The following is a 23422-nucleotide window of genomic DNA, read 5'->3' on the forward strand; positions in this document are numbered from 1 at the left end:
GCTAACTACCGGGCCGATGAACGACGGTCTATGACCCTCGAGGTCGGTGTGCTCGGCTATCGATTCATGGGTAAAGCGCACGCGAACGCGATGGCGCGGCTGCCGATGTTCTTCCCGGACGCGCCCGAGATCGAACGGCGCGTCCTCGTCGGCCGCGACGAGTCGGCGCTGTCGGACGCCGCCGAACGGCTCGGCTTCGACTCGATATCGACGGACTGGAGAGACGTTGTCGACCAGGTGGATGTCTTCTACAACCTCGGGCCGAACCACGTCCATCGCGAACCGTCGGTCGCCGCTCTCGAGGCCGGCACGCCGGTCTTCTGCGAGAAACCGCTCGCGCCGACGCTCGAGGACGCGGACGTGATGGCCGAGACGGCGCGCGAAGCGGGCGACGACGTGCCCGCGGGCTGTGCGTTCAACTACCGGTTCGTCCCCGCGATTCGGTATGCAAAGGAGTTGCTCGAGGCGGGCGAACTCGGGGAGATCCACCATGTTCGCGGGCGCTACCTGCAGGACTGGCTGGTCGATCCCGACGCGCCGTGGTCGTGGCGCAACGACAAGGAGCGTGCGGGCTCGGGTGCGCTGGGTGATCTCGGCGCACACACGGTCGATCTGCTTCGGTTCCTGGTCGGTGACGACGACCTCGCGGGCGATATCGAACGGCTCAGCGGTCACCTGAAGACGTTCGTCGACGAGCGACCGGTAGCGGGCGAATCTGGTGAGATGAGACCGGTTACGGTCGACGACGCCTACTCCGCGCAACTCGAGTTCGAAAACGGTGCTATGGGCACGATCGAAGCCTCCCGATTCGCGACGGGGCACAAGAACGACCACACGATCGAGATCCACGGCTCGAAGGGGAGTCTCCGATTCTCGCTCGAGCGGCTGAACGAACTCGAGGTGTTACGGAACGACCAGAACCGCGGCTACGAGACGATCCTGGTCACCGACGAGGACGACCCGTACGTCGATCACTGGTGGCCGCCGGGGCACGTGCTGGGCTGGGAGCACACCTTCGTCCACGAGAACTACGAGTTCCTCAGCGCCGTTGCGAGCGGGGCGTCGGAGACGCCCCGGAACGGAGGCGGTGAAACCGCCGACGGCCGCGAGTTCGAACCGAACTTCGAGGATGGACTCGCCGCCCAGCAGGTACTCGACGCGATCGAACGGAGCGATGAGCAGGGTGAGTGGGTCCGTCTCGAGTGAGTCCCGTATCCTGGTACTCAGTATAGGTGAGCTACGTATCGCTCCAGCCGACGTAGCCGACGCGCGGTGGCGCGCGCTTGCGGCCGACCGAACGGGAGTGAGGGCGGCCGCCGATGCCGTGCGAGGGATGAGTGAGGGAGCGTAGCGACCGAACGAATCGGCTGGGGAGGGCGTGGCGATTCCCTGTTGCCACGATAGCAGGACGCTTCTTTCGCTACTTCCCCGGTAGAATCGGCTGTTCCATTCATTGTCTCTATCGAACGACCGACTGAAACGGGATTAGATACCTCGAAGTGTCCTGCTACCGTGACACAGGGAGGAGCCACGTCCTCCCCAGCCGACTCGCTCGCTCCGTACGTCGCTCGCTCGCCCTCGCACGACTTCGTGGTGCGGTTCGTCAGCGACTCACCGCACCACGGCGCGCGCCACCGCGTGCCGGATGATCGGCTCGGAGTGAGACGCCGCTCAGCCGTCGGTCGCCCCATCGCCTCGATGGAGGTCGAGCACCCGAATCCGCAACGTATTCGGGGTGACTCCACCTTGAGCTAGCCATGGCGGCCTACGAGACGACGATCGACGTCAGGACCGACGACCTCGGGCGGGGCGGACACGTCAACAACTCGAAATTCGTCGCGTACACCGACCTCGCGCGGGACCGCTACTTCGCAAGTCACGGCTACGGGCCCGACGGCGGCAAGCATCTGGTCGTCACGCTCGAGGTCGAGTACGAGCGGGCGCTCGCAACGCTGGCACCGATCACCATCGCCGTCGACGTGACCGACATCGGTGAAACGAGCGTCACCCTCGAATACGAGCTCCGGGACGACGACGGCGCGGTCGCCACCGTCACGACGGTGGTCGTCACGGTCGACGAGGACGGCCCGACTGCAATCCCGGCGTCGCTGCGCGACGGACTGAAGGCGGACCTCGAGTCGTCGACGGCGTGACCGTCGTCTAACGCCGACGAGCGGATCGCGGACTGTCGAAAGCGCCGGATATTCCCGACGGGCGACCGAAGTCCGAACCGCCATGTCTTCGGAGATGACCGCCTACGTTATCGAGGAGTACGGCGACCCGGACGTCTTCACCGAGACGACCCTCGAGGTCCCCGAACCCGGACCCGACGAGATCCGCGTCGAAGTCGAAGCGTCCAGTCTCAACCCGGTCGATTACAAGATCCGACAGGGTGCGCTGCCCGACTTCGCCCCCGAACTCCCGGCGACGCTCCACTGTGACGTGTCGGGCGTCGTCGACGCTGTCGGCGAGGACGTCGGGGCCTTCGAGGAGGGCGACGAGGTGTACGGCATGCCCGGCGGCGCGGGCCGACAGGGCTCGCTCGCCGACTACGTCGTCGGCCACGCCGGAACCTTCGCGCACGCACCGGAGTCGATCCCGCTCGAGGAGGCCGCCGCCCTCCCGGTCGTCGCGCTCACCGCGTGGGAATTGCTCACCGACAAGGCGAGCGTGGATGGCGGCGAGGACGTGCTCGTCTACGGCGGCAGCGGTGGCGTCGGGCACATCGCCGTCCAACTGGCCGATGCGTTCGGCGCGACCGTGACCGCGACGGGCTCGAGCGAGGAAAAGCGCGAGTTCGCCGCGGAGCTCGGTGCCGACGCGACCGTCGACTACACGACGACCGACGTCGAGACGTACGTCGACGAGCACGCCGGGGGAGCCGGCTTCGACGTCGTCGTCGATCCGGTCGGGGACGAGCACCTCGAGACGGCGTTCGAGGCGGTCCGGCCTTACGGCAGCGTCGTGACGACCGAATCGAGCGCGGCCCAGAACCTCGACCTCGGGCCCATGCACGCCAACTCCCTCGAACTCGGCGTCGTGCTGGTTATCCTGCCGGTCCTCCTCGGTGATCGACAGGAGCGCATCGGCGAGGAACTCGCGGATATCGCGGCGCTGGTCGACGACGGCGCGGTCGCACCGCATATCGACGAGCGCTTCGCCTTCGGCGAGGCCGCCGACGCACACCGACGCGGCGAGAACGGAGACTTCCGCGGAAAGCTCTTGCTCGTCAACGAGTGAGCGTCGCGGCTCGGTCTGCCCGCTATCGCGGCCGATCGGAACCGACTCGAGACCGCTCGGTCGACGTCACCGAGACGAACCGCCGGTCGGCTACTCCGACTCGATTTTCGCGACCGACTGAATCTCCTCGTATCGGGCGCTGCCCTCGCCGAGCGGTTGGTCGTCGATCTCGAGATAGTCGGGTTCGAAGCCCGTTACCTCGCCGGTGGTGTCCATCTGGTGATCTTCCGTTCGTTCCGCGTCGCGAACCTCGACGACATCGCCGATCTCGAAGTGCTCCCGAACGAGTGCTCTGGCCTGCGCCGCGTCGGCGTCCTGGGGAATGGTCAGATCAGTCATCGTGCCTGAGACGATAGCGGGGCCACACCGGTAGTAGTTCAGCAGGTATTCGCAACTCGACCCCCCTCGTCGGACGATCGTTTTTGTACGAACCGGCCCAATGGCGACCAATGAAGGTAATCAAGGACAGCGTCCACGACCACATCCAGGTCGACGGAGTCGCTCGCGACCTGCTCGATACGCCCGCGGTACAGCGCCTCCGGAATATCAGTCAGCTCGGAACCGTCTCGCTTGTCTATCCCTCGGCCAACCACACCCGCTTCGAACACAGTCTCGGCGTCTACCACCTCGCTTGCGAAGCGCTCGAGCATCTCAACGTCGACGGGAAGCGAGCCGCGCGGGTCCACGCTGCGGCCCTGCTCCACGACGTGGGCCACGGCCCCTTCAGTCACAACCTCGAGTCGCTGACCTACCGGCGAACCGGCCGATACCACGACGACGTTCACGAACTGCTCGCGGATGGGACAGTCGGCGAGGTGTTACGGGAACACGGCCTCGAGCCGGCTACGGTGGCGGATCTGGTCGCCGGCGAGGGGCGGTTCGGCCAGGTAGTTTCGGGCGAACTCGACGTCGATCGGATGGATTACCTGGTGCGAGACGCCCACCACACGGGGGTCCCCTATGGGACGATCGATCACGGCCGTCTCGTTCGGGAGCTGACGTTTGCCGACGGCGAACTCGTCCTCGACGAGGGGAACGTCCAGACCGCCGAGAGCCTGCTGGTCGCCCGGGCGCTCATGAATCCGACCGTCTACAGTCACAGCGTCGCCCGGATCAGCAAGGCGATGTTGCGGCGGGCCGGCGAACGGCTGCTGGATACGCCCGCGGCTGACGTCGACGCCGAGAGGCTTCAGCGGATGGACGACCACGACCTGATCGCCGCGCTGCGATCGTGCGAGGCGACCGGCGAGTTCTCCCGTCGACTGGATCAACGCGACCTGTTCAAGCGGGCAGTGTGGGCCGAGATCGACGACGTTCCGGGAGGCATCATCGAAGCCGACCACGAGACGATCCGAGGGTTCGAACGCGAGGCCGCCGATCGGGCAGATATCGATCCGGCTCACGTCATCCTCGACGTGCCGAGTCGGCCCTCGATGACGGAGTCGACGACGCGCGTGATGGTCAATGGCGAGATCCGACGGCTGGGACAGCAGTCGCCGCTGGTCGAAGCCCTGCGGGCGGCGCAGTACTCCCAGTGGCGACTCGGAGTCTATTCGCCGCCCGAACTGCGCGACCGAGTCGGTCGGGCCGCCGTCGACGTGCTCGGGCTGGATATCGACGGCGCGCTGGTCAGCGAGGTCCGGGACGGCATGGACGCGACGCTGGACCAGTTCGTCGACTGATAGGGAGTCCTATCAGTCAGTTACGACGCACCCGCAACCCGCCGTGCGGGCGCGCCGGGACACGGCGACAGCAGACCGTCCGATCCTCGAGCTACCCACCCCGAACCGTTGCCGTTGAAGGCACTGGCCTCGAACTGGTCCGTATGGAACGAACGGGTACGATTCTCCGCGGCCGCGAGTTCGACCCCGTCGAGGGACGGGTGGTCATCGATGACGACGGCCGCATCGAGGCCATCGAGGAAACGTCGGTCGAGAGCGACGACATCGTCCTCCCGGCGTTCGTCAACGCCCATACCCACATCGGCGATTCGATCGCCAAGGAGGCCGGCGGCGGCCTCTCGCTCGAGGAACTCGTCGCCCCGCCGGACGGGCTGAAGCACCGGCTACTCCGGGCGGCCTCCCGCGACGACCTCGTGAACGCGATGGAGCGATCGCTGGGGTTCATGCAACGGGCCGGCACGGCGGCCTGTCTGGACTTTCGCGAGGGCGGCGTCGAGGGTGTTCGGATGCTCGAGGCGGCCGCGGACGGCCGCGAGATCGACGCGCTCTCGTTCGCGCGCGGCTCCGTCGATGCGATGCGCGCGGGGGACGGCTTCGGCGCGAGCGGGGCGAACGACGCGTCGTTCGAGACGGAACGAACCGCGACTCGGGAGGCGGGCAAACCCTTCGGCATCCACGCTGGCGAGGTCGACGAGAGCGATATCAACCCGGCGCTGGACCTCGATCCGGACTTTTTGGTCCACATGGTCCACCCGAAGCCGGTCCATCTGGACCGGATCGCGGACAGCGAGATTCCGATCGTCGTCTGCCCGCGCTCGAACCTCGTCACCGACGTGGGGCTGTCTCCCTACGAGGACCTGAACGAGCGGACGACGCTCGCACTCGGGACGGACAACGTGATGCTCAACTCGCCATCGATGTTCCGCGAGATGGAGTTCCTCGCAAAGCTCTCCGACCTGCCGGCCGCCGAGATCCTCCGGATGTCGACGATCAACGGCGCCGAGATCGCGGACCTCGAGTACGGCCTGCTCGAGCCCGGCCGAGAGGCTCGCCTGCTGGTACTCGACGGGGACTCGGACAACCTCGCTGGCGCGCGGGATCCGGTCCGGGCCGTGGTTCGGCGCGCCGGCGTCGACGACGTTCGGGAAGTCGTTTCCGGATCGAACGCTGACGGTGAGGCCGCCATAGAGTAGTAATCGACCGTCACTGAACGTCGATGAACGCCTGGACCCGCAACGATTGTGCGATTGGCTGTGACTCGTTTTCGGTGTCCCGGCGGGCCGTTAGTCGAGACGGTGGGACGTTTCCGCGTGTTCTTTCGAGAGTTCGACGTATCGGTCGGCAGTCGCCTCGAGTCCCGGATCGTCGATCTCGGTTTTCGGTTCCGCGGGCGCACCGGCGACCAGCGTCGACGACGGGATTTCGGTGTCCTCCGTGACGACGCTGCCGGCGGCGACGACCGCCCCCTCGCCGACGTGGGCGCCGTCGAGGACGACCGCGTTCATCCCGACTAGCGCTCGTTCGGCGACGGTCGCGTCGTGAACGATGGCGCTGTGCCCGACGGTCGAATAGGGCTCGAGTTCGGCCGTCTCGTGGAGGACGGCGTTATCCTGGACGTTGGCTCCCTCTCCCACGACGATCGTCCCGTGATCGCCGCGGAGGGTAGTGTTCGGCCAGACGCTGGCCTCGTCCTCGATAACGACGTCGCCGATGACGACCGCGGTCTCGTCGACGTACGCCGAGTCAGCGACCTGTGGTTCCGTCCCGTTGAACGATCGGAGCATGTCCGTTCCTGTCTCGAGAAGCGTCTTGAAGGTACCCATCGGGTCCGACAGCCGTGGTGGGATGAGCGATCGTCGAGCGACCGTGGAGTGGGCGAGAGTGCAGTACGCGATTGGGAGGCAGTCAGCCGTTCGGGGGATGATCGCGAGTGGGACGGCCGTGTGATCGTGCCAACTCACCGGCAGCGACATCTCAGATCGCTCGATTTGAATGGCAGTCCTATTCCAGAACACACATTTTGGCGAATTACCAATACACATTGGCATCACGGCTAATACGCAGCCCGTAAAATCGGATACGTGGCGTCACGGTACTATCCGTTTGGATTGCATCGTGGCGCCGAGTCATCCCCCCGAACCACCCACAGTTCGGTATCCCCTTTCGATTCCTCACGCTCGTTCCCCACGCCCGTTCCCCGTCGCCTTCACTCCTCGTCAGATAACCGCTCGGAGAGCCGATCGAATCGCTCCCGTGTCGATTCTTGTCGATCCCGTTCGACTCCCTCGCGGTACGTCGCCTCGAGCAGTTCCCCCGCGTCACGGTCTACAGTCGCGTCGAAGACCGCTCCCTCGTGCCGGCCGTCGTCGGGCAGTTCCTCGACGGCGATCGCGAGTTCGTCGACGACGATCTCGTCGTCCTCGAGCAGGAGCACTGCCGTCGTCCCGTCGACGATGCGGTCGAGGACCGCAGTGTGGGTTTCACGCATGTCGTCTCACCCGTCGTTGGTGCGCCAGCGTCATGAACCGATTGCCGGCGAGCCTCGAGCGGGAGGGTGTCGTCCGGGACGATTTCATAGCGTTGGCGCCCCAGTCCTCGCTCGTCTCGAGAGATAGCAGCCGTCGCAGGCTGCGATCGTCGGGACGCGTCCTGCGAGTGCTGCGGATCGCGGGATTCGCGGCCGATCTCAGAACGCGTTCCCCTCGAAACTCGTGTCGGCGTGCAGACTCTCCTTGAGCGCGTCGTGGACCTTGCAGAGTTCGAAGGCGCGCTCGATGATCTCCTCGCCGGTGTCGTCATCGACGTCGGCCTCGACGCTGATGTCGAACTGAATAGACTCGAGTTTGTCGTCGTCGTTGAGTTCGCCACTGGTCTCGATTTCGATCCGTCCGAGATCGTCGGCCCCGCGCTGTTGGCCGCCGACGCGCAGCGCCGGCACGTAACAGGAGCCATAGGCAGCAAGTACTGCCTCGAGCGTGTCGGGAGCGTCCTCGCCGTTGGCGTCGATCGTGGTCTCGAAGTCGCGAATCTCGTTCGTCGCACTGTACCCTTCCTCGGAGACGGTGGTGACCTGTTTCGCCATGGCACTCGAGTCGTCCACGGGCGGCGCTGTAAATATTGTTCTCGCGGGCGCGACGATCCGGCTGGCTGACGAGATCGGCGGCAATTGGTCGACGGAATCGAAGGCGAACGGTCGACGGCAAACGCGGTGGTCGGCTCGGAGAAACGGTGACCGGGTGCTGAAAAACGGGAGACGATGAACGAAAAGCGCGAGCGGTCGACCCTGGGTTCCCCGCCCGACGATCGGACCGGTCGTCGCCGCCGGCTCAGGGCTCGAGTTCGAACGGTTCGTCGGCCTCGAGGGCGTGGACTTCGGCGTCGCTGCCGGTCGCTTTGACTTCGCTAGCGAAGTCCTCCGGGTCCTGCTCGATCGGCGGGAAGGTGTCGTAGTGTTGCGGGAAGGCGTGATCGACGTCGAGCCAGTCGACGGCGACGGCTGCCTGCCAGGGTCCCATGGTGAAGTGGTCGCCGACCGGCACCGCAGCGGCGTCGGGCTCGAGGTACGGGCCGACGACCTCGCGCATCTCGGTCATGAGGCTGGTGTCGCCGGCGTGGTAGAAGGCCGTCGACTCTTCGTCGCTGACCTGCGTGGGCTTCGTATCCGAAACGACGAAGCCGGCGGGCATCCCGCCGCTCGCATCGTTTTCGGTCATGATCCCGTTCGTGTGGTCGGCGCGAACCATCGTGACGTAGGCGTCGCCACATTCGACGGTGCCGCCGAGGTTCATGCCCATCCCGCCGACCGCGTCCTCGAAGCCGAACTCCTCCTCGCAGTAAGAGACCAGTTCCGGCGTCGCGACCAGCGTCGCATCCGAAAACTCGCCGGCGTGGGCGATGTGATCCGCGTGGCCGTGCGTCAACAGCACGTAATCCGGTGTCTCCACGTCGGCCGGCTCGAGGTCCGTCTTCGGGTTATCGAAGAACGGATCGATCAGTAGCGTCGTTTCCCCAACGGTGACGTGCCACGTCGAGTGGCCGTGCCAGGTGAGTTCCATACCACTCGAGTCGTTGGTCCGATGGCGACTTAAAAGTGAGCGAGGCGGACGCTGCGTACTCCGTCGGGGCTCAATCTGCGATCGGTCGATCGATTCCCGTCCCGGAGGCCGATTCTCGGTTCGGGGAGACGACAGTCAATGACTTGTTGACCGCCCGTTACAAGGGTATACGATCACCAATGTTTATACGTCCGTTTCCGGAACGATAAAAAGCCGCACGCGAACTGACACACCACGCATGCGGTCTGGGATCGCGTTCCAACCGATCGTCTTCCACCGCGGTCGACGGTTTTGCTGCGATTTCCAGGCGATCCGCGACGATCAGCGGCCAGACCACTGTGGACGCTGCGGCAACGGTCCGGCAGCACTCCACTGCGGCAATGCCGTGTCGTTTTTTACCCTCGGCCCGTACCCCGACCATGCTCGCACTCACGCTCGAGGAGTTCATGGTAGAGCTGAACGACGGCGCGATCAAGAACGTCGGTCCGAACAACAAGGCGGCGACGGTCAAGTTGTTCGATGTCGACGACGCCGAGGCCAGGGAGTTCGGCGACAAGCGCGTCAAACTCGTCTTCGAGGACGAGGACGACAACGAGATCCAGATCTCGCTGTTTCCGGAAGACGTTCGGAAGATCGTCGACGATATCGAGGCGCTCGAGGATGAATCACCGGTTTTCGACTGACGGCGGCCCGATATCGCGGTCGCGATCGCAACTTCTGTCACGAACGCATTCCGACAACCGTTTTAGGGCGAAACTGCTTGGTTCGAGTAGATGGGTAACTGTATCATCTGCGGCACACCCGTTGACGGCGAGATCTGTCAGAGCCACGAGGAGGATGCTGTTTTCGAATTTCGCGGCACGACCGCCTCACAGCTCACCCCCGATCGCTACTATCGGGGAACCGTCGACGGCTACGCCGACTTCGGTGTCTTCGTCGACATCGGAGACCACGTCACCGGCCTGTTGCATAGAAGCGAACTCGACCAACGACTCGAAAGTCTCGACTGGGAGCCAGGGGACGACGTCTTCGTCCAGGTGCTCGACGTTCGAGACAACGGCAACGTCGACCTCGGCTGGTCGATCCGCCAGCGTGAACGCGAGTTCCGCGGCAAGTTGATCGAAACTGCTGACGACGAATACCGTCCCGAGGAGTTCGAGGACGATACCGATGCCGATGAGTCGTCCGCTGAGACGACGACCGAACCGACCGACGAGTCGTCCACCGAGACGCCTGACGAATCACCCGCCGCGACGAGCGACGAGAGCGACCAGGAGCTCACCGACGACCGAGCGGCCACGGCAGGCGAGTTGCAGGCGTCCCCCGAGGATACCGAGTCCGAATCGGAACCGGAGACGGAATCCGTCGACGACGGGCAACCCGCGGCCGCGGAAGCGGCCGGTGCCGTGGCGAGCAGCGGTTCCGTCGCAACCGAGTCCGCCGCCGCATCGACGCCGGCGACCGACGACGCCGTCGACACCGAACCCGAGTCCGAGTCGGAACCCGCGCTCACGCGAACGACCATCGAGTCCATCGAAAACAAGGTCGGCAGCGTCGTCCGCCTCGAGGGCGAGATCACCGGCGTTCGTCAGACCAGCGGTCCGACGGTCTTCGAACTGCGCGACGAGACCGGGACCGTCGAGTGTGCGGCGTTCGAGGAGGCCGGCGTTCGCGCCTACCCCGCCGTCGAACTCGAGGACGTCGTCGCACTGGAGGGCGAAGTCGAACGTCACCACGGCGACCTGCAGGTCGAGACCGAATCCCTCGAGATTCTCGAGGACGAAGCGCGCGAGACGATCGTCGACCGCCTCGAGAGCGCGATCGAGCGCGAAGCGCGACCGGCCGACGTCGCGCCGCTGGCCGACCACGAAGCGGTGGCGGCCGTCGAGGACGAGATTGCCGACGCGGCGACCGCGATCCGCCGCGCCGTCATGGAAGCGCGCCCGGTTATCGTTCGCCACGGCGCGACCGCCGACGGCTACGTCGCCGGTGCCGCCATCGAGCGGGCCGTCCTCCCGCTGATCCGCGAGAAGCACACCCGCGAGGACGCGGAGTACCACTACTTCGAGCGTCGTCCGCTTGACGGCCGTGTCTACGACATGGACGCGGCGACCAGCGACGTTACCTCGATGCTTCAGGCTCGAGACCGTCACGGCGAGCAATTCCCGCTCGTCGTCCTGGTCGACGCCGGCTCGACGATCGAGTCCACCGACGGCTACGAACTGCTTTCGCTGTACGACGCTGACTCGGTCGTCATCGACGACAGTCGAGCGGACGACGAGGTCGGCGAAGCCGTCGATATCGCCGTCGCGCCGTCGCTCGCCGGTGCCGACGTCACCGACGTGACCTCGACTGCGCTGGCAACCAACGTCGCCGCACACGTCAACGACGACGTTCGCGACGACCTCGAGCATCTCCCCGCGGTCAGCTACTGGGAGGACACGCCCGAGGAGTACCTCGAACTGGCGACCGAAGCCGGCTACGACGAAACCGGCGTCTCGGAACGGCGCGAAGCAGTCGCACTCGAGGCCTACTACCAGTCCTACAAGGACAAGCGCGAACTCGTGATCGACCTGCTGTTTGGCGACGATGACGAGTCGGACCGGCCTCGAAACGGCGATCTGGCCGCCCACGTCTCCGAGCAGTTCCGCGACAAGCTCGAGACCGAACTCGAGACGGCCCGCGAGAACCTCTCGGTTCGGGGCGTCAACGGCGTAACCGTCTCCGTGCTCGACACGGACGCGTTCACGCACCGGTATAACTTCCCGACGACGATCCTGCTGCTGGATGCGCTCCACCGCAGCGAGCGCGATCGAGTCGATCCGCCGTACGTCACGCTCGGCGTCGGCGACGACGAACTGCACGTCCGCGCGACCGACGCCGTGAACGTGCGCGATCTCGGCGAGGCAATCGCCGAGGCGGTTCCCAACGGCGGCGTCAGCGCCGTCGGCGGCCGCGACGGTCACGTCGAGTTCCTGCCCGGCGCACGCGATGCAGTGCGCGAGGCCGCCCTCGAGGCGCTCGGCGAGACGCTCGCGTAAACTCGTTCCTTCCCGTCGTCCACCGAATCGGATAGCTGCGCCGCTGTGTCGAAATCGATTCGACGATATTTCGGACCGATAACGTATTTCCCGTATCGGCGCGAAGAATGCGTATGGATGCGATCGAGGGGAGCGATCGCGAGCGCTCTGGGGACGGTCCGTGGAGCCGGATTCGGGAGAACGCGACCGGGATCGCGTCGCTGCTCGTGACGGGAATCTGGCTCGGTGGACTGCTGACGAATCAGTCGTGGTGGCTTCCCGTGTTAATCGTTGGGTACGCTGCCGTGATCCCGCTCGTCGCGATACTGTTCGGCGACGAGGAAGACCAGCGCGAGTGGGCCGACGACTACGTGGGCACAGACGAATCGGAGACGGTTTCGGAATCCGAGACGACGGCTACCGACTCCGAGACAAGCACACATGACGCCCTCGAGACCCTTCGCGAACGGTACGCCGCCGGCGAACTGACCGACGAGCAGTTCGAGCGCAAACTCGAGCGGCTACTGGATACGGAGACGCTCGAGGACGCCGAGGAGTGGACTCGAGAGCGGTCCCGAAATCGGGATCGGGACGGCGACCGAGAGCAGGACGAAAATCGAGACTTCGAGTACGAACGCTGACGGAAATTTCAGTCGTCGGTCGGTTCGGTCTCGTCCGATCGCTCGGTGCGGTCGGGCCGATCGACACGCTCGGATTCCTCGGATCGCTCCGGCCGTTCGACCGCGTTCGGGTCGGGCCAGGTGACACTCCCGAGGAACGGGATGCCGATCCGCTCGGCGGCGCGAGCGATCATGTGCGAGCCGGTCGGGACGGTCAGGAAGAGGAAACCGATCCCGATCAGCGCGGTCAGCCCCTCTCCCCCGGGGCCGAAGTGGACGAAGCCGGCCAGAAAGATCGCGGCGGTTCCGAGCGTCGTGGGCTTGCTCGTGGCGTGCATCCGGTTGTAGACGTTCGGCAGGCGGAGCAGGCCGATCGTCCCGACGGTCAGGAAGAAGACCCCGACGACGATCAGCGCGACGACGACGGCGGTGTGGATCACTCGATCACCTCGCCGTCGGTGACGAACTTGGCGACGGCGACGGTCGCGATGAAGCCGATAATCGCGAGCACGAGGCTCACGGTGATGAACAGGCCCCGGTCGGTCAGCAGTGCGAACAGGACAGCGATCGCGACGACGTTCGTCGCGATGGCGTCGAGCGCGACGACGCGGTCCGGGTTCGTCGGTCCTCGAATGACGCGATACCCACAGAGGACACAGAGCCCGCTAACGAGGATCAGCGCGCCGTTGATGGCGGTCTCGAGGACGGCCGGGGTCGCCTCAGTCATCGTCGACACCTCCGCTTTGGGTGTCCGCGGTACTGTCTCTTTCCCCGCCGGAGACGACGATGTCCGGCGGCGGATCGGACGGCGACGCGTCTTCGTCGAACAGCTCGAGGGCGTAGTCCTCCCAGGTTCGGATCGGTTCGGCGATTGCTTCGGGATCGCGGCCGTTGACGCCGTGAACGTAGAGCGAATTCGTCTCGTCGTCGTAGTCAAGCGTCACCGTTCCGGGCGTGATCGTGATACTGTTGGCGATGACGGTGATCGCGATATCGGACTCGACCCGGAGTGGCACCAGGATCACCTCGGGTTCGATCGGCATGCCGGGCGAGAGCACCCGGTAGGCGACGTCGAGGTTCGCCCGCAGGAGTTCCCAGGTAAACGCGCCGAGATAGAGCCCGGCGTAGGGAAGCACCCGGATGCCGTGTCCGAGGTCGACGTACTTCCCGTACAGTCGTCTGAAGACGAACGCAACGGGAAGTCCGACGATCAGTCCCGCGAGAAACCCTCGGAGGAGCGAGACGGGCGTGAGTGCCTGTCCGACGACGAACACCCACAGAATCGCGAAGACGACGCCAGCCGCCGGCCAGGTTCGGACTCGCATCAGTGGTCACCTCCGCCGCCGCCGCTCGAGTCGGTCAGTTCGCTCGCGTCCTGGGGATCGACGGCATCGACGTATCCCTCGGTGTCGAGCGCGGCCTCCGCGGCGGCTTCCGCGAACTCGTAGACCGGCTCGAAGCCGACGCCGACCGCGACGATGGTCGCCGCGAGTACCACGAGAACGGCCACCTGGACGGAATCGATCGTCGCCGCTTCCACGGCCGGCGTCTGCGCGCCCCAGAAGCTCTGATTCCACATTCGGGTGGCGTAGGCGATAGTCAGTAGCGACCCGACGAGCAGGAGGACGATCACGGGGCCGGCCCTCGCTCGAGCCGCGGCGTCGAAGACGAGGAACTTGCCAAAGAAGCCCGAGAGCGGCGGAATGCCGACGAGGGCGAGCGAGCCGACGAACACCGAGATCGCCAGCGGCGGCGAGCGACTCGCCAACCCGCCGAGGTCGGCGAACCGACTCGTTCTCGTCGCCGACTTGACCGTCCCGACGGCGAGGAAGAGGAGCCCCTTCGCCAGCGTGTGATTCAGCGCGTACACCAGCGCGGCGATGATGGCGAACTTCCGCAGGCCCGGAGCCGTCGTCGTCGCCGCGATCGCGACGGGGATCGCGATGAAGCCGACCTGTCCGATGCTCGAGTAGGCGAAGACACCCTCCAGCGAGTCACGGCCCACGGCTCCGATGCCGCCGAGGAGGATGCTCGCGCTGGCCATGAGGAACAGGGCCGCGCCGACGAACGGCAGCGGCGAGTCGCCCGCAATGGCGACGTCCACCAGTGGGAGCGGGAGGTTGACGGCGACCTCCGCGCCGGCGAACACGGTAAAGGAGAGGCGGATGATGGCGTAGATCCCGACCTTTTTGGTCGCGCCGGCCAGCAGCGCGGTGATCTGGGGCGGCGCGGCCCGGTAGGCTGTCGGGATCCAGAACTGGAAGGGGACGAGGCCGGCCTTGATCGCGAACACGGACAGGAGCAAGCCGAGCAGGCCGACGACCGGCACGGGCTCGAGGCCGTAGGCCGCCGGATCCGCGAGTCGCTGGGCGAGATCGGCCATGTTGAGCGTTCCCGTCGTCGCGTAGATGCCACCGACACCCAGCAGAAAGATCGCGCTGGCCAGCAGATTGAGCGAGACGTACCAGAACGCGGCGCGGGTGTGCTGGGGGCCGCCGCTGTAGGCGACGAAGACGTAACTGGCCATCAGCATGACCTCGAACCAGACGAAGAGGTTGAACAGGTCGCCGGTAAGGAAGGCCCCGGTGACGCCCAGCGCGAGGAAGTGAAAGAGCGGGAAGTAGTAGCTTCGTTCCTCGCCGCCGGGCAGGTGCCGGGTCGAGAAGACCAGCGATGCGACGCCGAGAATCGCAACCATCGTCAGCATGAACGCCGAGAGGCCGTCGGCGACGAGCGTGATGCCAAACGGTGCCGGCCAGTCGCCGACCTGATAGGTCGCGATCCCCGGCGCGTCCGGCGCGAGGATGATATACCAGTCGATCGCCGCGACTGCGATCGCGTAGCCCGCCCCGCCGGCGAGGCTGACGGCTGTTCGAGCCCGCGGGTGTCGGCCAAGTAACAGCGTCCCGACGGCCGCGACGAGGACGGCTATCATCGGCGCGATCACGAGTGTCGATTCCGTGCCGACGGGCGTCGCCGTCATCGGCGATCACCCGTCGCTGCCGTCAGCGTCCGTTTTCGATCAGTCATTATCACCGTCGTCGGCATCGTCGTCGCCATCGCCGTCGCCATCGCTGTCTCGATCGCTGTCATTCGCGATCACCGAGTTCCGTCACGTCCAGCGTGCCGTGTTCCTCGTACACCCGATACGACAGGACGAGCGCGAACGCGGTCATCCCGAACCCGATAACGATGGCGGTCAACACGAGCGCCTGGACCAGCGGATCGGCCGTCTGCGGGACGTGTTCGCCGTGGCCGGCGAGGATCGGCACCGAGTCGGCGGTCGCCGGCGCGATCCCACCCATCGACAGCAGGTAGACGTTCGCGGCCTGGCTGATGATCGCCAGTCCCCAGACGATTCTGATCAGATCCCGCCGCAAGAGCAGGAAGGTCCCGATGGCGAACAGCGCGCCGACCGTGGCTGCGAGGACGACCGCCGTCATTCCGCACCCACCACCGAGAGGATCGTGAGCAGTCCACCGACGACCACGCAGTAGACGCCGAAGTCGAAGGCGAGCGCGCTCGCGACCTCGAGGTGATCGTAGATCGGGACCCCCTCGAGCATGACGAACGTCTGCGTGAGGAACGATCGACCGAACAGCAGCGGCGCGAGGCCGCTGGCGACTGCGATCGCGAACCCGTAGGCGAACAGGCGGCGATAGGCCACGACGACGCGGTCTCGAGAGGGGCCCTTGCCGGGATCGACATCGCGGCCGAGGACTCCCCGCTCGAGGAAGTCCAGCCCGAAGGCCATGTAGACGATCGCGAAGGCCGTCACGGTGAGGACGCCGCCGATGAACCCGCCGCCGGGGAGGTTGTGCCCCTCGAAGAACAGCGAGATCGCGACGACCAGGATGATCGGCACGATCGCTCGAGCGGTCGTCCGCATGATGACCGTCGTCATTCGTCTGCACCTCCGGACGTTCCGCCGTCGCTGCGGGTTCCGGTCCGTTCATCATCCGTCAGTTCGTCGTCGGACAATTCGCCGTCGGCCGGCATATCAGTGAGTTCGTCATCGTCCCCGCGGCCGCGCATGACGATCAGCGTCAGGATCGAAATCGCGGCGAGCGCGACCACGGCGAGCTCGCCGAGGGTGTCGAAGCCGCGGAAGTCGACGAGGGTCACGTTGACGATGTTGCTGCCGCCGCCTTCGGGAACAGCCTGTTCGGCGTAATAGCGGGCGATGTCGCTCGAGCCGTCCGGACGCACACCGGTCGAGACGAGGACCGTGACAAACGCGGTCACGCCAACGGCGACCGAGAGGACGGCGTCACGGACGACGACCCCGACGTTTCCGATTCCGATCACGTCGGATTCGGGAATCTCCTCGATCACGAGCAGGAAGATCACGAGCACGAGCGTTTCGACGACGAGCTGGGTCAGCGCGAGGTCCGGCGCGCTCGCGAGGATGTAGAAGATGGCGACCATGAACCCGAGAATCGAGAGGGTGAGGACGCCCGCGATGTGCGAGTCGGAGCGCGCGACCGCGACCGCGCCGATCACCGCGACGAGCAACACGAGCGCGATGGGGACGGTGGCCTCGAGGCCGAACTCGGCCGGTGCGATGGCCCCGGCCGCGACGAATCCGGTAAGTGCGAGCGCGCAGGTCGCACCCAGCGTCCACGACGCGTAGGTTCGGAGGTGGCCGTCGTGGACGTACTCGGCGAACGACCGGCCCTCGTCGGAGAGTCCCTCGACGATCACGTCATACCACCAGTTCGGGCGGATCGGCGGTGTCGAACCCACGACTCCGCGAACGCCATCGTGGATACGTCCGTAGAACGGGTATGCGACGAGGCCGACGCCGATCGTGACGGCGCTCATCCCCACCGGGGTCGAGTACGATGTCGGGAGTCCGACGTGCATCTCCTGGGGATCGACCGCCGTCGCCTCGAGCCCGGATTGAACGATCGCGTCCACCGCGATCTGGGGGTCGACGCTGACGACCGCGGCGAGCAGTGCCAACACGGCGGGTGGAACGAGCAGGGTGACGGGCGGTCGGTGAACGTGGCCCAGCGCCTCGGGGCGGTCACCGAAGAACAGCGAGAGGAATCGCAGCGAGTAGAGCACGGTGAAGATGCTGCCGAAGACGGCGACGGCCGGATAGAGCACGCCCAGTAGCCCGATATCGTGGTGGTGGCTCGCCTCGACGGCGGCCTCGAAGAGCAGTTCCTTCGAGTAGAAGCCGTTGAACGGCGGGATGCCGGCCATGCTGAGCGCGACGACCGTGGTGATCACCGCCGTTACCGGGAGATCGTGGCGAAGCCCGCCGAGCTTATCGATCTCTCGAGTCCCAGCCTCGTGGGCGACGATACCAGCGACGAGGAAGAGTGCGGCCTTGAACAGCGCGTGATTGAATAGATGGAAGACACCGGTTTCAGCGCCGTAGACCGACGTGAAGCCGAAGCCGGCAACCATTAGCCCGAGATGGCTCGCCGTCGAGTAGGCGAGCAGTTCCTTGATGTCCGTCGACGCGACGGCCATGATCGCACAGACGGTCATCGTCGTCAGGCCGAGCGTCGCGAACAGGAAGAGCCACTCGGGGCCGACGAGCATCGGACGGACACGGCCGATGAAGTAGACGCCGACCTTGACCATCGTCGCGGAGTGGAGGAAGGCCGAGACGGGCGTGGGTGCCGCCATCGCGTTAGGCAACCAGAAGTGCAGCGGGACCTGCGCGGACTTGGTCCCCGCGCCGATCGCGAGCAATCCCAACACCGGCAGGAACAGCCCGCGTTCTCTGAGAGCTGCCGCCATCGCGTCGGGCTCCTCGAGCATTGCGGCGAGATTGAACGCGGCACCGGGACCGAGCACGTCGCCGGCGACGATCGAGAGCAAGAGGAGCCCGACGAGCAAGAAGAGGCCGCCGCCGACGGTGATGAACATGGCCATCCGGGCAGCGTACTGCGAGGAGTCGTCGGCGGTGTAGTAGCCGATCAGGACGAACGACGCGAGGCTGGTGAGTTCCCAGAAGAGGAAGATTGCGACCAGGTCGGCGGCGAGCGCGACGCCGACGATCGATCCCATGAAGGCGAGCAGGGCGGCGTAGTATCTGACGAGGCCGGACTCTCCGTGCATGTACGCCGGCGAGTAGGTAAAGATGAGCGCGCCGATCCCACACGCCAAGAGCGCGAACAGCAGCGCCCAGCCGTCAACGTAGAACCGGAGCGCGATATTGAGAGACGGGATCCACTCGAGGGAGACGCTGCCCTCGCTCCCGTACTGTGTGGCCAGCAGGCCGAACGATGACAGTGCAACGACTGTCCCCGCGAACCCGGTTCCCTCACCGAGAACGCGAAAGAACACCGGCGTCAGTGCTGCGGCGACGAACGGCAGTGCGACCGCGGCGACGACCACCGCCAGGTCGGGAGACATTCAGTACGCCGGGGATAGGGTGAGACCGCCCTTAAACGGTTACCTTTCGGTCGGCGGAACTGTTGTGGGAATCGCTGTGGGGCAGTGGGCGACGCTCACTCAGGCTCCGACCCGGCCGTTTCCGATCGGCGAGTCCGACACGCTTATTCGCGAACGGCGACGAATCACGTGTAGTGAGTACCGAGACGCCAGAACCGACCGAAACCGAAGCGTTCGAGCGGGTCTGTAAGACGCTCGTCGAGCGGATTCTCGCCGGCGAGATCGAGCGCGACGAGGTCGAGAAGGCCAAACTCGAGGCCTGTTCGGAGCACTCGGCACCCAAGGTGCCCAAAAACTCCGAACTGCTGGACTACGCGCCCGAGGAGCACCGCGAGGACCTAGAACCCGTGCTCCAGCGCAAGCCGGTCCGGACGGCGTCGGGCGTCTCGCCGGTCGCGATCATGACGTCGCCCGAGCGGTGTCCCCACGGCAAGTGTCTCTACTGCCCCGGCGGCCCCGACTCCGAGTTCTCTTCGTCACAGAGCTACACGGGCGAGGAGCCCGCCGCCGCCCGCGGGGTGCAAAACGAGTACGACCCCTACGGGCAGGTGACGCTGCGACTCGAGCAACTGCGCCAGATCGGCCACCCCGTCGACAAGGTCGAACTAATCTTGATGGGCGGGACGATGACCGCCCGCAGCCACGACTATCAGGAGTGGTTCGTCAAGCGTGCGCTCGAGGCGATGAACGATTACGACGTCGACAAGGAGCCCGAGCCGGCACAAGGGGTTAGCTTCGCCGAGGATCCCGACGAACACGAGTGGCAGTACCTCGAGGACGTCATCGCGGAAAACGAGACCGCGGACATCCGCAACATCGGGACGACGTTCGAGACGAAGCCCGACTGGTGCGATCCCGAGCAGATCGATCGAATGCTCGATCTCGGCGGAACGAAAGTCGAGGTCGGCGTCCAGACGACTTACGAGCGGATCAACAGGGATATGCACCGCGGCCACGGCGCACAGGCGTCGATCGACGCCAACCGGCGGCTGCGGGACTCGGCGTTCAAGGTCGGCTTCCATATGATGCCGGGCCAGCCCGGGATGTCGAAAGAGATGTGTCTCGAGGACTTCCGGCGGCTCTTCGAACAGGAGCAGTGGAAGCCCGATTACCTGAAGATCTATCCGACCCTCGTGGTGCGGGGCACCGCGACCTACGACTGGTGGCATAAAGACGAGTACGAGCCCCTGGGGAACGACGAGGCCGCGGATCTGATCGCGGAGATCAAGGACATGATCCCCCGATACACCCGGCTCCAGCGCGTTCAGCGCGATATTCCGGCGGACTTCATCGACGCCGGCGTCTGGAAGTCCAACCTTCGACAGCTCGCTCGCAAGCGGATGGATGAACACGGCTGGGAGTGTGAGTGTATCCGCTGTCGCGAGGCCGGAATGCACGACGACGAGCCGGACGACATCGAACTCGACGTGATGAGCTACGAGGCCTGTGGCGGCACCGAGCACTTCATTTCCTTCGAGGACTTCGAGAAGGACCTCCTCGTCGGCTTCTGTCGGCTCCGGTTCCCGAATACGCCGGTCCGGCCCGAACTCGAGAACACGGCGCTGATCCGGGAACTTCACGTCTACGGCTCGGAAGTGACGATGGGAAGCGAGAGCGAGACGGACCAGCACCAGCATCGGGGCTACGGCCGCCGTCTGATGGACCGCGCCGAGGAACTCGCCGCCGACGCCGGCTACGACAAGCTGAGCGTCATCTCCGGTATCGGCGCTCGAGAGTACTATCGGAACAAGCTCGGCTACCATCAGGACGGACCGTACGTCAGCAAACGCATCTGATTCGCGCCTCCATATTATTCCCTTCCGCACCAGGAAAATTTATGGTGGGTTAGGGTGTAGTATCGGCTGCCGACACCTGTCGGCACCGTTGTCAACTCCCCACTCCGACAGCGGCACACCGCAATTGCCTCTCGCTCGAGCGCGCCGATCCCCACCACGTCGCTCGATTCCCCTGGAGCGACCGCAGCGGCGCGCTCGTCGCCCGTCCCGTTCGTCGCGTTCGATCGGTTCGAACGCGATTCTCTCATCCGGAGCCGTCGCTCGAGAAACCGCGGTCAGTGTCTCGGGTGGCGTCAGCGATCGACTGATCGACTCCGGTATCCGTAGAACTCGTACGCGAGGAGTCCAACGATTAGGACGAAGAGGATCGCCCCGACGACCGTTCGCTCGCGGCCGGACCCAGTGATAGCGATCGGCCCGAGCAGAACGAGACTGAGCAGTACGCTCACGCGGATCCGGGTTTCGGGCGCGACCCCGTCGTCGCCGGTGGCGGCGAGATAGAGCTGCGGCCCGAGGATCGGAATCGCGACGAGGACCAGTGCACCGAAAATCGGCCCCTCGAGACCGAGGGCTGCGCCGCCAACGATGGCAGTGACGAAGCCGACGAACGCGGCGGCGATGACCTTGTTCTCTCGAGTGACCTACCCGAAGCTGGATAAATCAATCCAAAACCATTTCGGAACGGTGACGATGGGACGATACCGATCGCGCCGGTGGACAGGGAACTGTCGATTCAGACGGCGAGGACGGTATCTACCACCAGCATGATCGAGAACCCGAGCACGAAGGCCCCCGTTGCGGTGTCGGCATAGCCGTGGCCGTGACTCGAGGGGATGAGTTCTCGGAAGACGACAGCGATCATCGCGCCCGCGGCGAAGCCGGCGGCGATGGGGAAGAGGCCGGAGACGACCGCGACCAGCGAGAAACCGATGGCCGCGGCGATCGGTTCCGGCACGCCGCCCGAGATCGTCGTGTAGAGAAGCGTTCGCGGTGCCGAGACCCCGGCTCTGACCGCGGGGACGGCCATCGCGAACCCGTCGGGGACGTTCTGGACGGCGATCGCCGTCGCAATGGCGACCCCGAGTGCCGTTTCACCGCTGGCGAACGCGATCCCGACTGCCAGCCCTTCGGGAACGTTATGAATGGTGACGGCCCCGCCGACCAGCGCGGCCCGACGCAGGTCGTCGCCGCCCCCATCGCGGACGGGGGCATCGTCGGATTGGGCCTCGTCCGACGGCAGTTCGCCCGCAGGATCGCGCATCGCCGACCTGCCTTCGACCTGCTCACCGCGGAACAGGAGATGCAGGTGCGGGACGATAGCGTTGACCGCGAGCAAGAACCCGCCGCCCGCCAGGATTCCGGCGACGACCTCGAGTGGCGAGCCGAGTTCGAGGCCGGGGAGAACGAGTGCGAAGACGGCAGCGCCGACCATGATGCCGGCGGCGAGGCCGAGCGAGCCGTCGTAGACGCGGTGACTGATCCGGTCGGTGAGTAAGAGCGGAAGCGCACCGATCCCGGTCGTACAGCCCGCGATCGTGGCGACGAGGACTACCTCACCGAGCGGTGACATACGGGTTCGGTTCGCCGCCTCCTCGAAAACGTTTGCGATCGGGGGACACACTGCCGCTTGTGACTGGGACGCGGTCGGGCACTTCGCGGTCCCCGATTGCCGTGTACGGTCGGTTGTGGCGGTCGTAGGTCGTCAGTCGATCGTGACCTCGAGTTCGAGCAGGCCGAGGTGGGAGGGGGCGCCGCCGCCGTTCGTGCGGAAGTCCTCGGGCGTCGAGTTGACGACGTCGTAGAAATCGGACTGGCTGGTCGGCACGAGGGTGCTGCCGTCGTCCCGCTGGAGGAACGCCGGCGCGTCCGTGCCTTCGATCAACTCGCGTTGTTCCTCCCACTCCTCGTCGGCGTAGATGAACGTCCCGAAGGAGAACCGGCCCGCGGCGAGCGCGTCGTGTTTCGACATGAACAGCCCCGCTTCCTCGGCGTTGAACTCCTCGTCGCTCACCCAGGCGATGGCCGCGATGTCGTCCGCCTGGAGGAGGTAGAAATCCCAGGAGCGCGTCGCGTCGAATACCGCCCAGACGCTCCGTGGGCCGATAGTGTGGACCTCGACGCTGAACGCCGGGAGGACCCGCGACCCCTCGGGTTCCGGGACGAAGGTGGCGTCGTAGCCCGGCGCGCGGATGCCTCGGTCGTGGTAGGCCATCCCGTCCATGTCGATGTCGGCGTCGATCCGATCGATAATCCCCTGGACGGTGGCCCCGCCCTCCGCCTCGAGGTGCTCGAGGAAGTCGGGAAACCGGGAGACATCCGTCCACGGGACCTCGTTGCCCGCGCTCATGCGTGTCGACCTCCGCAAGGCTCGGCTGCTCGGTATCGGTGTTTGCGACGCGGAGCCGTCCCGGCCGAGTCGTGCGTGGTATCGCCGACAGCGTCGTGCATATCTCGTGATGGGGGACGACGAGGATTAGGCGTTCCGACCTCCGGCAGCGACTGCATACCGAGTCGGTACTGATGGAGTCAATTGGTCCGATATAGAGATCTGCTCTGGACGACTATCGCGGTGGAATCAGTGTACACTATGCGTGC

General features: G+C 65.6%; 23 protein-coding genes. 9 read left to right on the top strand and 14 right to left on the bottom strand.

The genetic code is table 11. The features are described 5' to 3' along the window. The first annotated feature begins 30 nt into the window (after window positions 1–30). From ACEWFR_RS00240 to ACEWFR_RS00250, 3 genes are all read left to right on the top strand, one after another. Complete coding sequence (locus ACEWFR_RS00240) at window positions 31–1206, top strand: Gfo/Idh/MocA family protein (RefSeq protein WP_374059162.1); 1176 nt, start codon at window positions 31–33, stop codon at window positions 1204–1206. Between the two features lie 551 nt (window positions 1207–1757). Next, complete coding sequence (locus ACEWFR_RS00245; protein WP_374059163.1) at window positions 1758–2153, top strand: acyl-CoA thioesterase; 396 nt, start codon at window positions 1758–1760, stop codon at window positions 2151–2153. A gap of 82 nt (window positions 2154–2235) precedes the next feature. Beyond that, window positions 2236–3240 (top strand): zinc-binding dehydrogenase, encoded by a 1005-nt coding sequence (locus ACEWFR_RS00250; protein ID WP_374059164.1) that lies wholly within the window; start codon window positions 2236–2238, stop codon window positions 3238–3240. A 90-nt stretch (window positions 3241–3330) separates the two neighbouring features. On the opposite strand, the gene ACEWFR_RS00255 is transcribed toward ACEWFR_RS00250, so the two are convergent. Next, a complete protein-coding gene (locus ACEWFR_RS00255) occupies window positions 3331–3579 on the bottom strand; it encodes a hypothetical protein (RefSeq protein ID WP_374059165.1) in 249 nt (82 codons plus the stop codon). Window positions 3580–3689: 110 nt separating this feature from the next. Here ACEWFR_RS00255 and ACEWFR_RS00260 point away from each other — a divergent pair, with 110 nt between their 5' ends. Then, window positions 3690–4922, top strand: coding sequence for an HD domain-containing protein (locus ACEWFR_RS00260; protein WP_374059166.1), 1233 nt, complete (start codon window positions 3690–3692; stop codon window positions 4920–4922). Between the two features lie 143 nt (window positions 4923–5065). Next, complete coding sequence (locus ACEWFR_RS00265; protein ID WP_374059167.1) at window positions 5066–6115, top strand: amidohydrolase family protein; 1050 nt, start codon at window positions 5066–5068, stop codon at window positions 6113–6115. 90 nt (window positions 6116–6205) lie between these two features. On the opposite strand, the gene ACEWFR_RS00270 is transcribed toward ACEWFR_RS00265, so the two are convergent. The 4 genes from ACEWFR_RS00270 to ACEWFR_RS00285 form a co-directional block, all read right to left on the bottom strand. After that, entirely contained in the window at window positions 6206–6745 is a 540-nt protein-coding gene (locus ACEWFR_RS00270; protein WP_374059603.1) for a gamma carbonic anhydrase family protein, read from the bottom strand. Window positions 6746–7128: 383 nt separating this feature from the next. Continuing rightward, window positions 7129–7410: a DUF3006 family protein gene (locus tag ACEWFR_RS00275; RefSeq protein ID WP_374059168.1), complete on the bottom strand. Its 282-nt coding sequence runs from the start codon at window positions 7408–7410 to the stop codon at window positions 7129–7131. A gap of 198 nt (window positions 7411–7608) precedes the next feature. After that, a complete protein-coding gene (locus tag ACEWFR_RS00280) occupies window positions 7609–8004 on the bottom strand; it encodes an OsmC family protein (RefSeq protein ID WP_374059169.1) in 396 nt (131 codons plus the stop codon). Between the two features lie 244 nt (window positions 8005–8248). After that, complete coding sequence (locus ACEWFR_RS00285; RefSeq protein WP_374059170.1) at window positions 8249–8977, bottom strand: metal-dependent hydrolase; 729 nt, start codon at window positions 8975–8977, stop codon at window positions 8249–8251. Window positions 8978–9396: 419 nt separating this feature from the next. Here ACEWFR_RS00285 and ACEWFR_RS00290 point away from each other — a divergent pair, with 419 nt between their 5' ends. The 3 genes from ACEWFR_RS00290 to ACEWFR_RS00300 all read left to right on the top strand — a co-directional run bounded on the left by ACEWFR_RS00290 (window position 9397) and on the right by ACEWFR_RS00300 (window position 12638). Continuing rightward, window positions 9397–9660, top strand: coding sequence for a hypothetical protein (locus tag ACEWFR_RS00290; RefSeq protein ID WP_226042210.1), 264 nt, complete (start codon window positions 9397–9399; stop codon window positions 9658–9660). 90 nt (window positions 9661–9750) lie between these two features. Then, window positions 9751–12018 carry a DHH family phosphoesterase gene (locus tag ACEWFR_RS00295; RefSeq protein WP_374059171.1) on the top strand — a complete coding sequence of 756 codons (2268 nt, stop codon included), beginning with the start codon at window positions 9751–9753 and terminating at the stop codon, window positions 12016–12018. A gap of 113 nt (window positions 12019–12131) precedes the next feature. Beyond that, window positions 12132–12638: an SHOCT domain-containing protein gene (locus ACEWFR_RS00300; RefSeq protein WP_374059172.1), complete on the top strand. Its 507-nt coding sequence runs from the start codon at window positions 12132–12134 to the stop codon at window positions 12636–12638. 8 nt (window positions 12639–12646) lie between these two features. Here the strand turns inward: ACEWFR_RS00300 and mnhG are convergent, their stop codons facing one another. The 7 genes from mnhG to mbhE all read right to left on the bottom strand — a co-directional run bounded on the left by mnhG (window position 12647) and on the right by mbhE (window position 18992). Then, the gene (mnhG, locus tag ACEWFR_RS00305) at window positions 12647–13057 is read right to left on the bottom strand and encodes a monovalent cation/H(+) antiporter subunit G (protein ID WP_098726497.1); all 411 of its coding nucleotides are present in this window, start codon (window positions 13055–13057) and stop codon (window positions 12647–12649) included. Beyond that, window positions 13054–13344, bottom strand: coding sequence for a monovalent cation/H+ antiporter complex subunit F (locus ACEWFR_RS00310; RefSeq protein WP_374059173.1), 291 nt, complete (start codon window positions 13342–13344; stop codon window positions 13054–13056). The genes mnhG and ACEWFR_RS00310 overlap by 4 nt, the downstream gene beginning before the upstream one ends. Continuing rightward, complete coding sequence (locus tag ACEWFR_RS00315) at window positions 13337–13942, bottom strand: Na+/H+ antiporter subunit E (RefSeq protein WP_374059174.1); 606 nt, start codon at window positions 13940–13942, stop codon at window positions 13337–13339. The genes ACEWFR_RS00310 and ACEWFR_RS00315 overlap by 8 nt, the downstream gene beginning before the upstream one ends. After that, window positions 13942–15600, bottom strand: a complete 1659-nt coding sequence (locus ACEWFR_RS00320; RefSeq protein WP_374059175.1) for a complex I subunit 5 family protein — start codon at window positions 15598–15600, stop codon at window positions 13942–13944. The genes ACEWFR_RS00315 and ACEWFR_RS00320 overlap by 1 nt, the downstream gene beginning before the upstream one ends. A 106-nt stretch (window positions 15601–15706) precedes the next feature. Next, window positions 15707–16060, bottom strand: a complete 354-nt coding sequence (locus ACEWFR_RS00325; protein ID WP_374059176.1) for a sodium:proton antiporter — start codon at window positions 16058–16060, stop codon at window positions 15707–15709. Continuing rightward, on the bottom strand, window positions 16057–16521 hold the full coding sequence (locus ACEWFR_RS00330; RefSeq protein ID WP_374059177.1) for an MnhB domain-containing protein: 465 nt from the start codon (window positions 16519–16521) through the stop codon (window positions 16057–16059). Before ACEWFR_RS00330 ends, ACEWFR_RS00325 begins: the two co-directional genes overlap by 4 nt. Next, entirely contained in the window at window positions 16518–18992 is a 2475-nt protein-coding gene (mbhE, locus tag ACEWFR_RS00335) for a hydrogen gas-evolving membrane-bound hydrogenase subunit E (protein WP_374059178.1), read from the bottom strand. The genes ACEWFR_RS00330 and mbhE overlap by 4 nt, the downstream gene beginning before the upstream one ends. 173 nt (window positions 18993–19165) lie before the next feature. Between mbhE and ACEWFR_RS00340 the strand changes: the two genes are divergently transcribed. Further along, window positions 19166–20827 carry a tRNA uridine(34) 5-carboxymethylaminomethyl modification radical SAM/GNAT enzyme Elp3 gene (locus ACEWFR_RS00340; protein ID WP_374059179.1) on the top strand — a complete coding sequence of 554 codons (1662 nt, stop codon included), beginning with the start codon at window positions 19166–19168 and terminating at the stop codon, window positions 20825–20827. Between the two features lie 733 nt (window positions 20828–21560). Here the strand turns inward: ACEWFR_RS00340 and ACEWFR_RS00345 are convergent. Together ACEWFR_RS00345 and ACEWFR_RS00350 are read right to left on the bottom strand one after the other, a co-directional pair. After that, a complete protein-coding gene (locus tag ACEWFR_RS00345; protein WP_374059180.1) occupies window positions 21561–22397 on the bottom strand; it encodes a ZIP family metal transporter in 837 nt (278 codons plus the stop codon). Between the two features lie 132 nt (window positions 22398–22529). After that, window positions 22530–23174 (bottom strand): hypothetical protein, encoded by a 645-nt coding sequence (locus ACEWFR_RS00350; protein WP_374059181.1) that lies wholly within the window; start codon window positions 23172–23174, stop codon window positions 22530–22532. Between the last annotated feature and the right edge of the window lie 248 nt (window positions 23175–23422).

It is taken from the genome of Natrinema sp. H-ect4, from assembly GCF_041894845.1.
In the GTDB taxonomy this organism is placed as follows: Archaea; Halobacteriota; Halobacteria; order Halobacteriales; family Natrialbaceae; genus Natrinema.

Excerpts from the sequence above, each read along its gene's own strand:
- ACEWFR_RS00290 (WP_226042210.1), top strand. The coding sequence starts at position 9,397 with ATGCTCGCACTCACGCTCGAGGAGTTCATGGTAGAGCTGAACGACGGC.
- ACEWFR_RS00255 (WP_374059165.1), bottom strand. The coding sequence starts at position 3,579 with ATGACTGATCTGACCATTCCCCAGGACGCCGACGCGGCGCAGGCCAGA.
- ACEWFR_RS00270 (WP_374059603.1), bottom strand. The coding sequence starts at position 6,745 with ATGGGTACCTTCAAGACGCTTCTCGAGACAGGAACGGACATGCTCCGA.
- ACEWFR_RS00280 (WP_374059169.1), bottom strand. The coding sequence starts at position 8,004 with ATGGCGAAACAGGTCACCACCGTCTCCGAGGAAGGGTACAGTGCGACG.
- ACEWFR_RS00275 (WP_374059168.1), bottom strand. The coding sequence starts at position 7,410 with ATGCGTGAAACCCACACTGCGGTCCTCGACCGCATCGTCGACGGGACG.
- ACEWFR_RS00350 (WP_374059181.1), bottom strand. The coding sequence starts at position 23,174 with ATGAGCGCGGGCAACGAGGTCCCGTGGACGGATGTCTCCCGGTTTCCC.
- ACEWFR_RS00315 (WP_374059174.1), bottom strand. The coding sequence starts at position 13,942 with ATGCGAGTCCGAACCTGGCCGGCGGCTGGCGTCGTCTTCGCGATTCTG.
- ACEWFR_RS00325 (WP_374059176.1), bottom strand. The coding sequence starts at position 16,060 with ATGACGGCGGTCGTCCTCGCAGCCACGGTCGGCGCGCTGTTCGCCATC.
- ACEWFR_RS00345 (WP_374059180.1), bottom strand. The coding sequence starts at position 22,397 with ATGTCACCGCTCGGTGAGGTAGTCCTCGTCGCCACGATCGCGGGCTGT.
- ACEWFR_RS00265 (WP_374059167.1), top strand. The coding sequence starts at position 5,066 with ATGGAACGAACGGGTACGATTCTCCGCGGCCGCGAGTTCGACCCCGTC.
- ACEWFR_RS00300 (WP_374059172.1), top strand. The coding sequence starts at position 12,132 with ATGGATGCGATCGAGGGGAGCGATCGCGAGCGCTCTGGGGACGGTCCG.
- ACEWFR_RS00295 (WP_374059171.1), top strand. The coding sequence starts at position 9,751 with ATGGGTAACTGTATCATCTGCGGCACACCCGTTGACGGCGAGATCTGT.
- ACEWFR_RS00310 (WP_374059173.1), bottom strand. The coding sequence starts at position 13,344 with ATGACTGAGGCGACCCCGGCCGTCCTCGAGACCGCCATCAACGGCGCG.
- ACEWFR_RS00250 (WP_374059164.1), top strand. The coding sequence starts at position 2,236 with ATGTCTTCGGAGATGACCGCCTACGTTATCGAGGAGTACGGCGACCCG.
- ACEWFR_RS00260 (WP_374059166.1), top strand. The coding sequence starts at position 3,690 with ATGAAGGTAATCAAGGACAGCGTCCACGACCACATCCAGGTCGACGGA.
- mbhE (WP_374059178.1), bottom strand. The coding sequence starts at position 18,992 with ATGTCTCCCGACCTGGCGGTGGTCGTCGCCGCGGTCGCACTGCCGTTC.
- ACEWFR_RS00240 (WP_374059162.1), top strand. The coding sequence starts at position 31 with ATGACCCTCGAGGTCGGTGTGCTCGGCTATCGATTCATGGGTAAAGCG.
- ACEWFR_RS00330 (WP_374059177.1), bottom strand. The coding sequence starts at position 16,521 with ATGACGACGGTCATCATGCGGACGACCGCTCGAGCGATCGTGCCGATC.
- ACEWFR_RS00285 (WP_374059170.1), bottom strand. The coding sequence starts at position 8,977 with ATGGAACTCACCTGGCACGGCCACTCGACGTGGCACGTCACCGTTGGG.
- ACEWFR_RS00320 (WP_374059175.1), bottom strand. The coding sequence starts at position 15,600 with ATGACGGCGACGCCCGTCGGCACGGAATCGACACTCGTGATCGCGCCG.
- ACEWFR_RS00245 (WP_374059163.1), top strand. The coding sequence starts at position 1,758 with ATGGCGGCCTACGAGACGACGATCGACGTCAGGACCGACGACCTCGGG.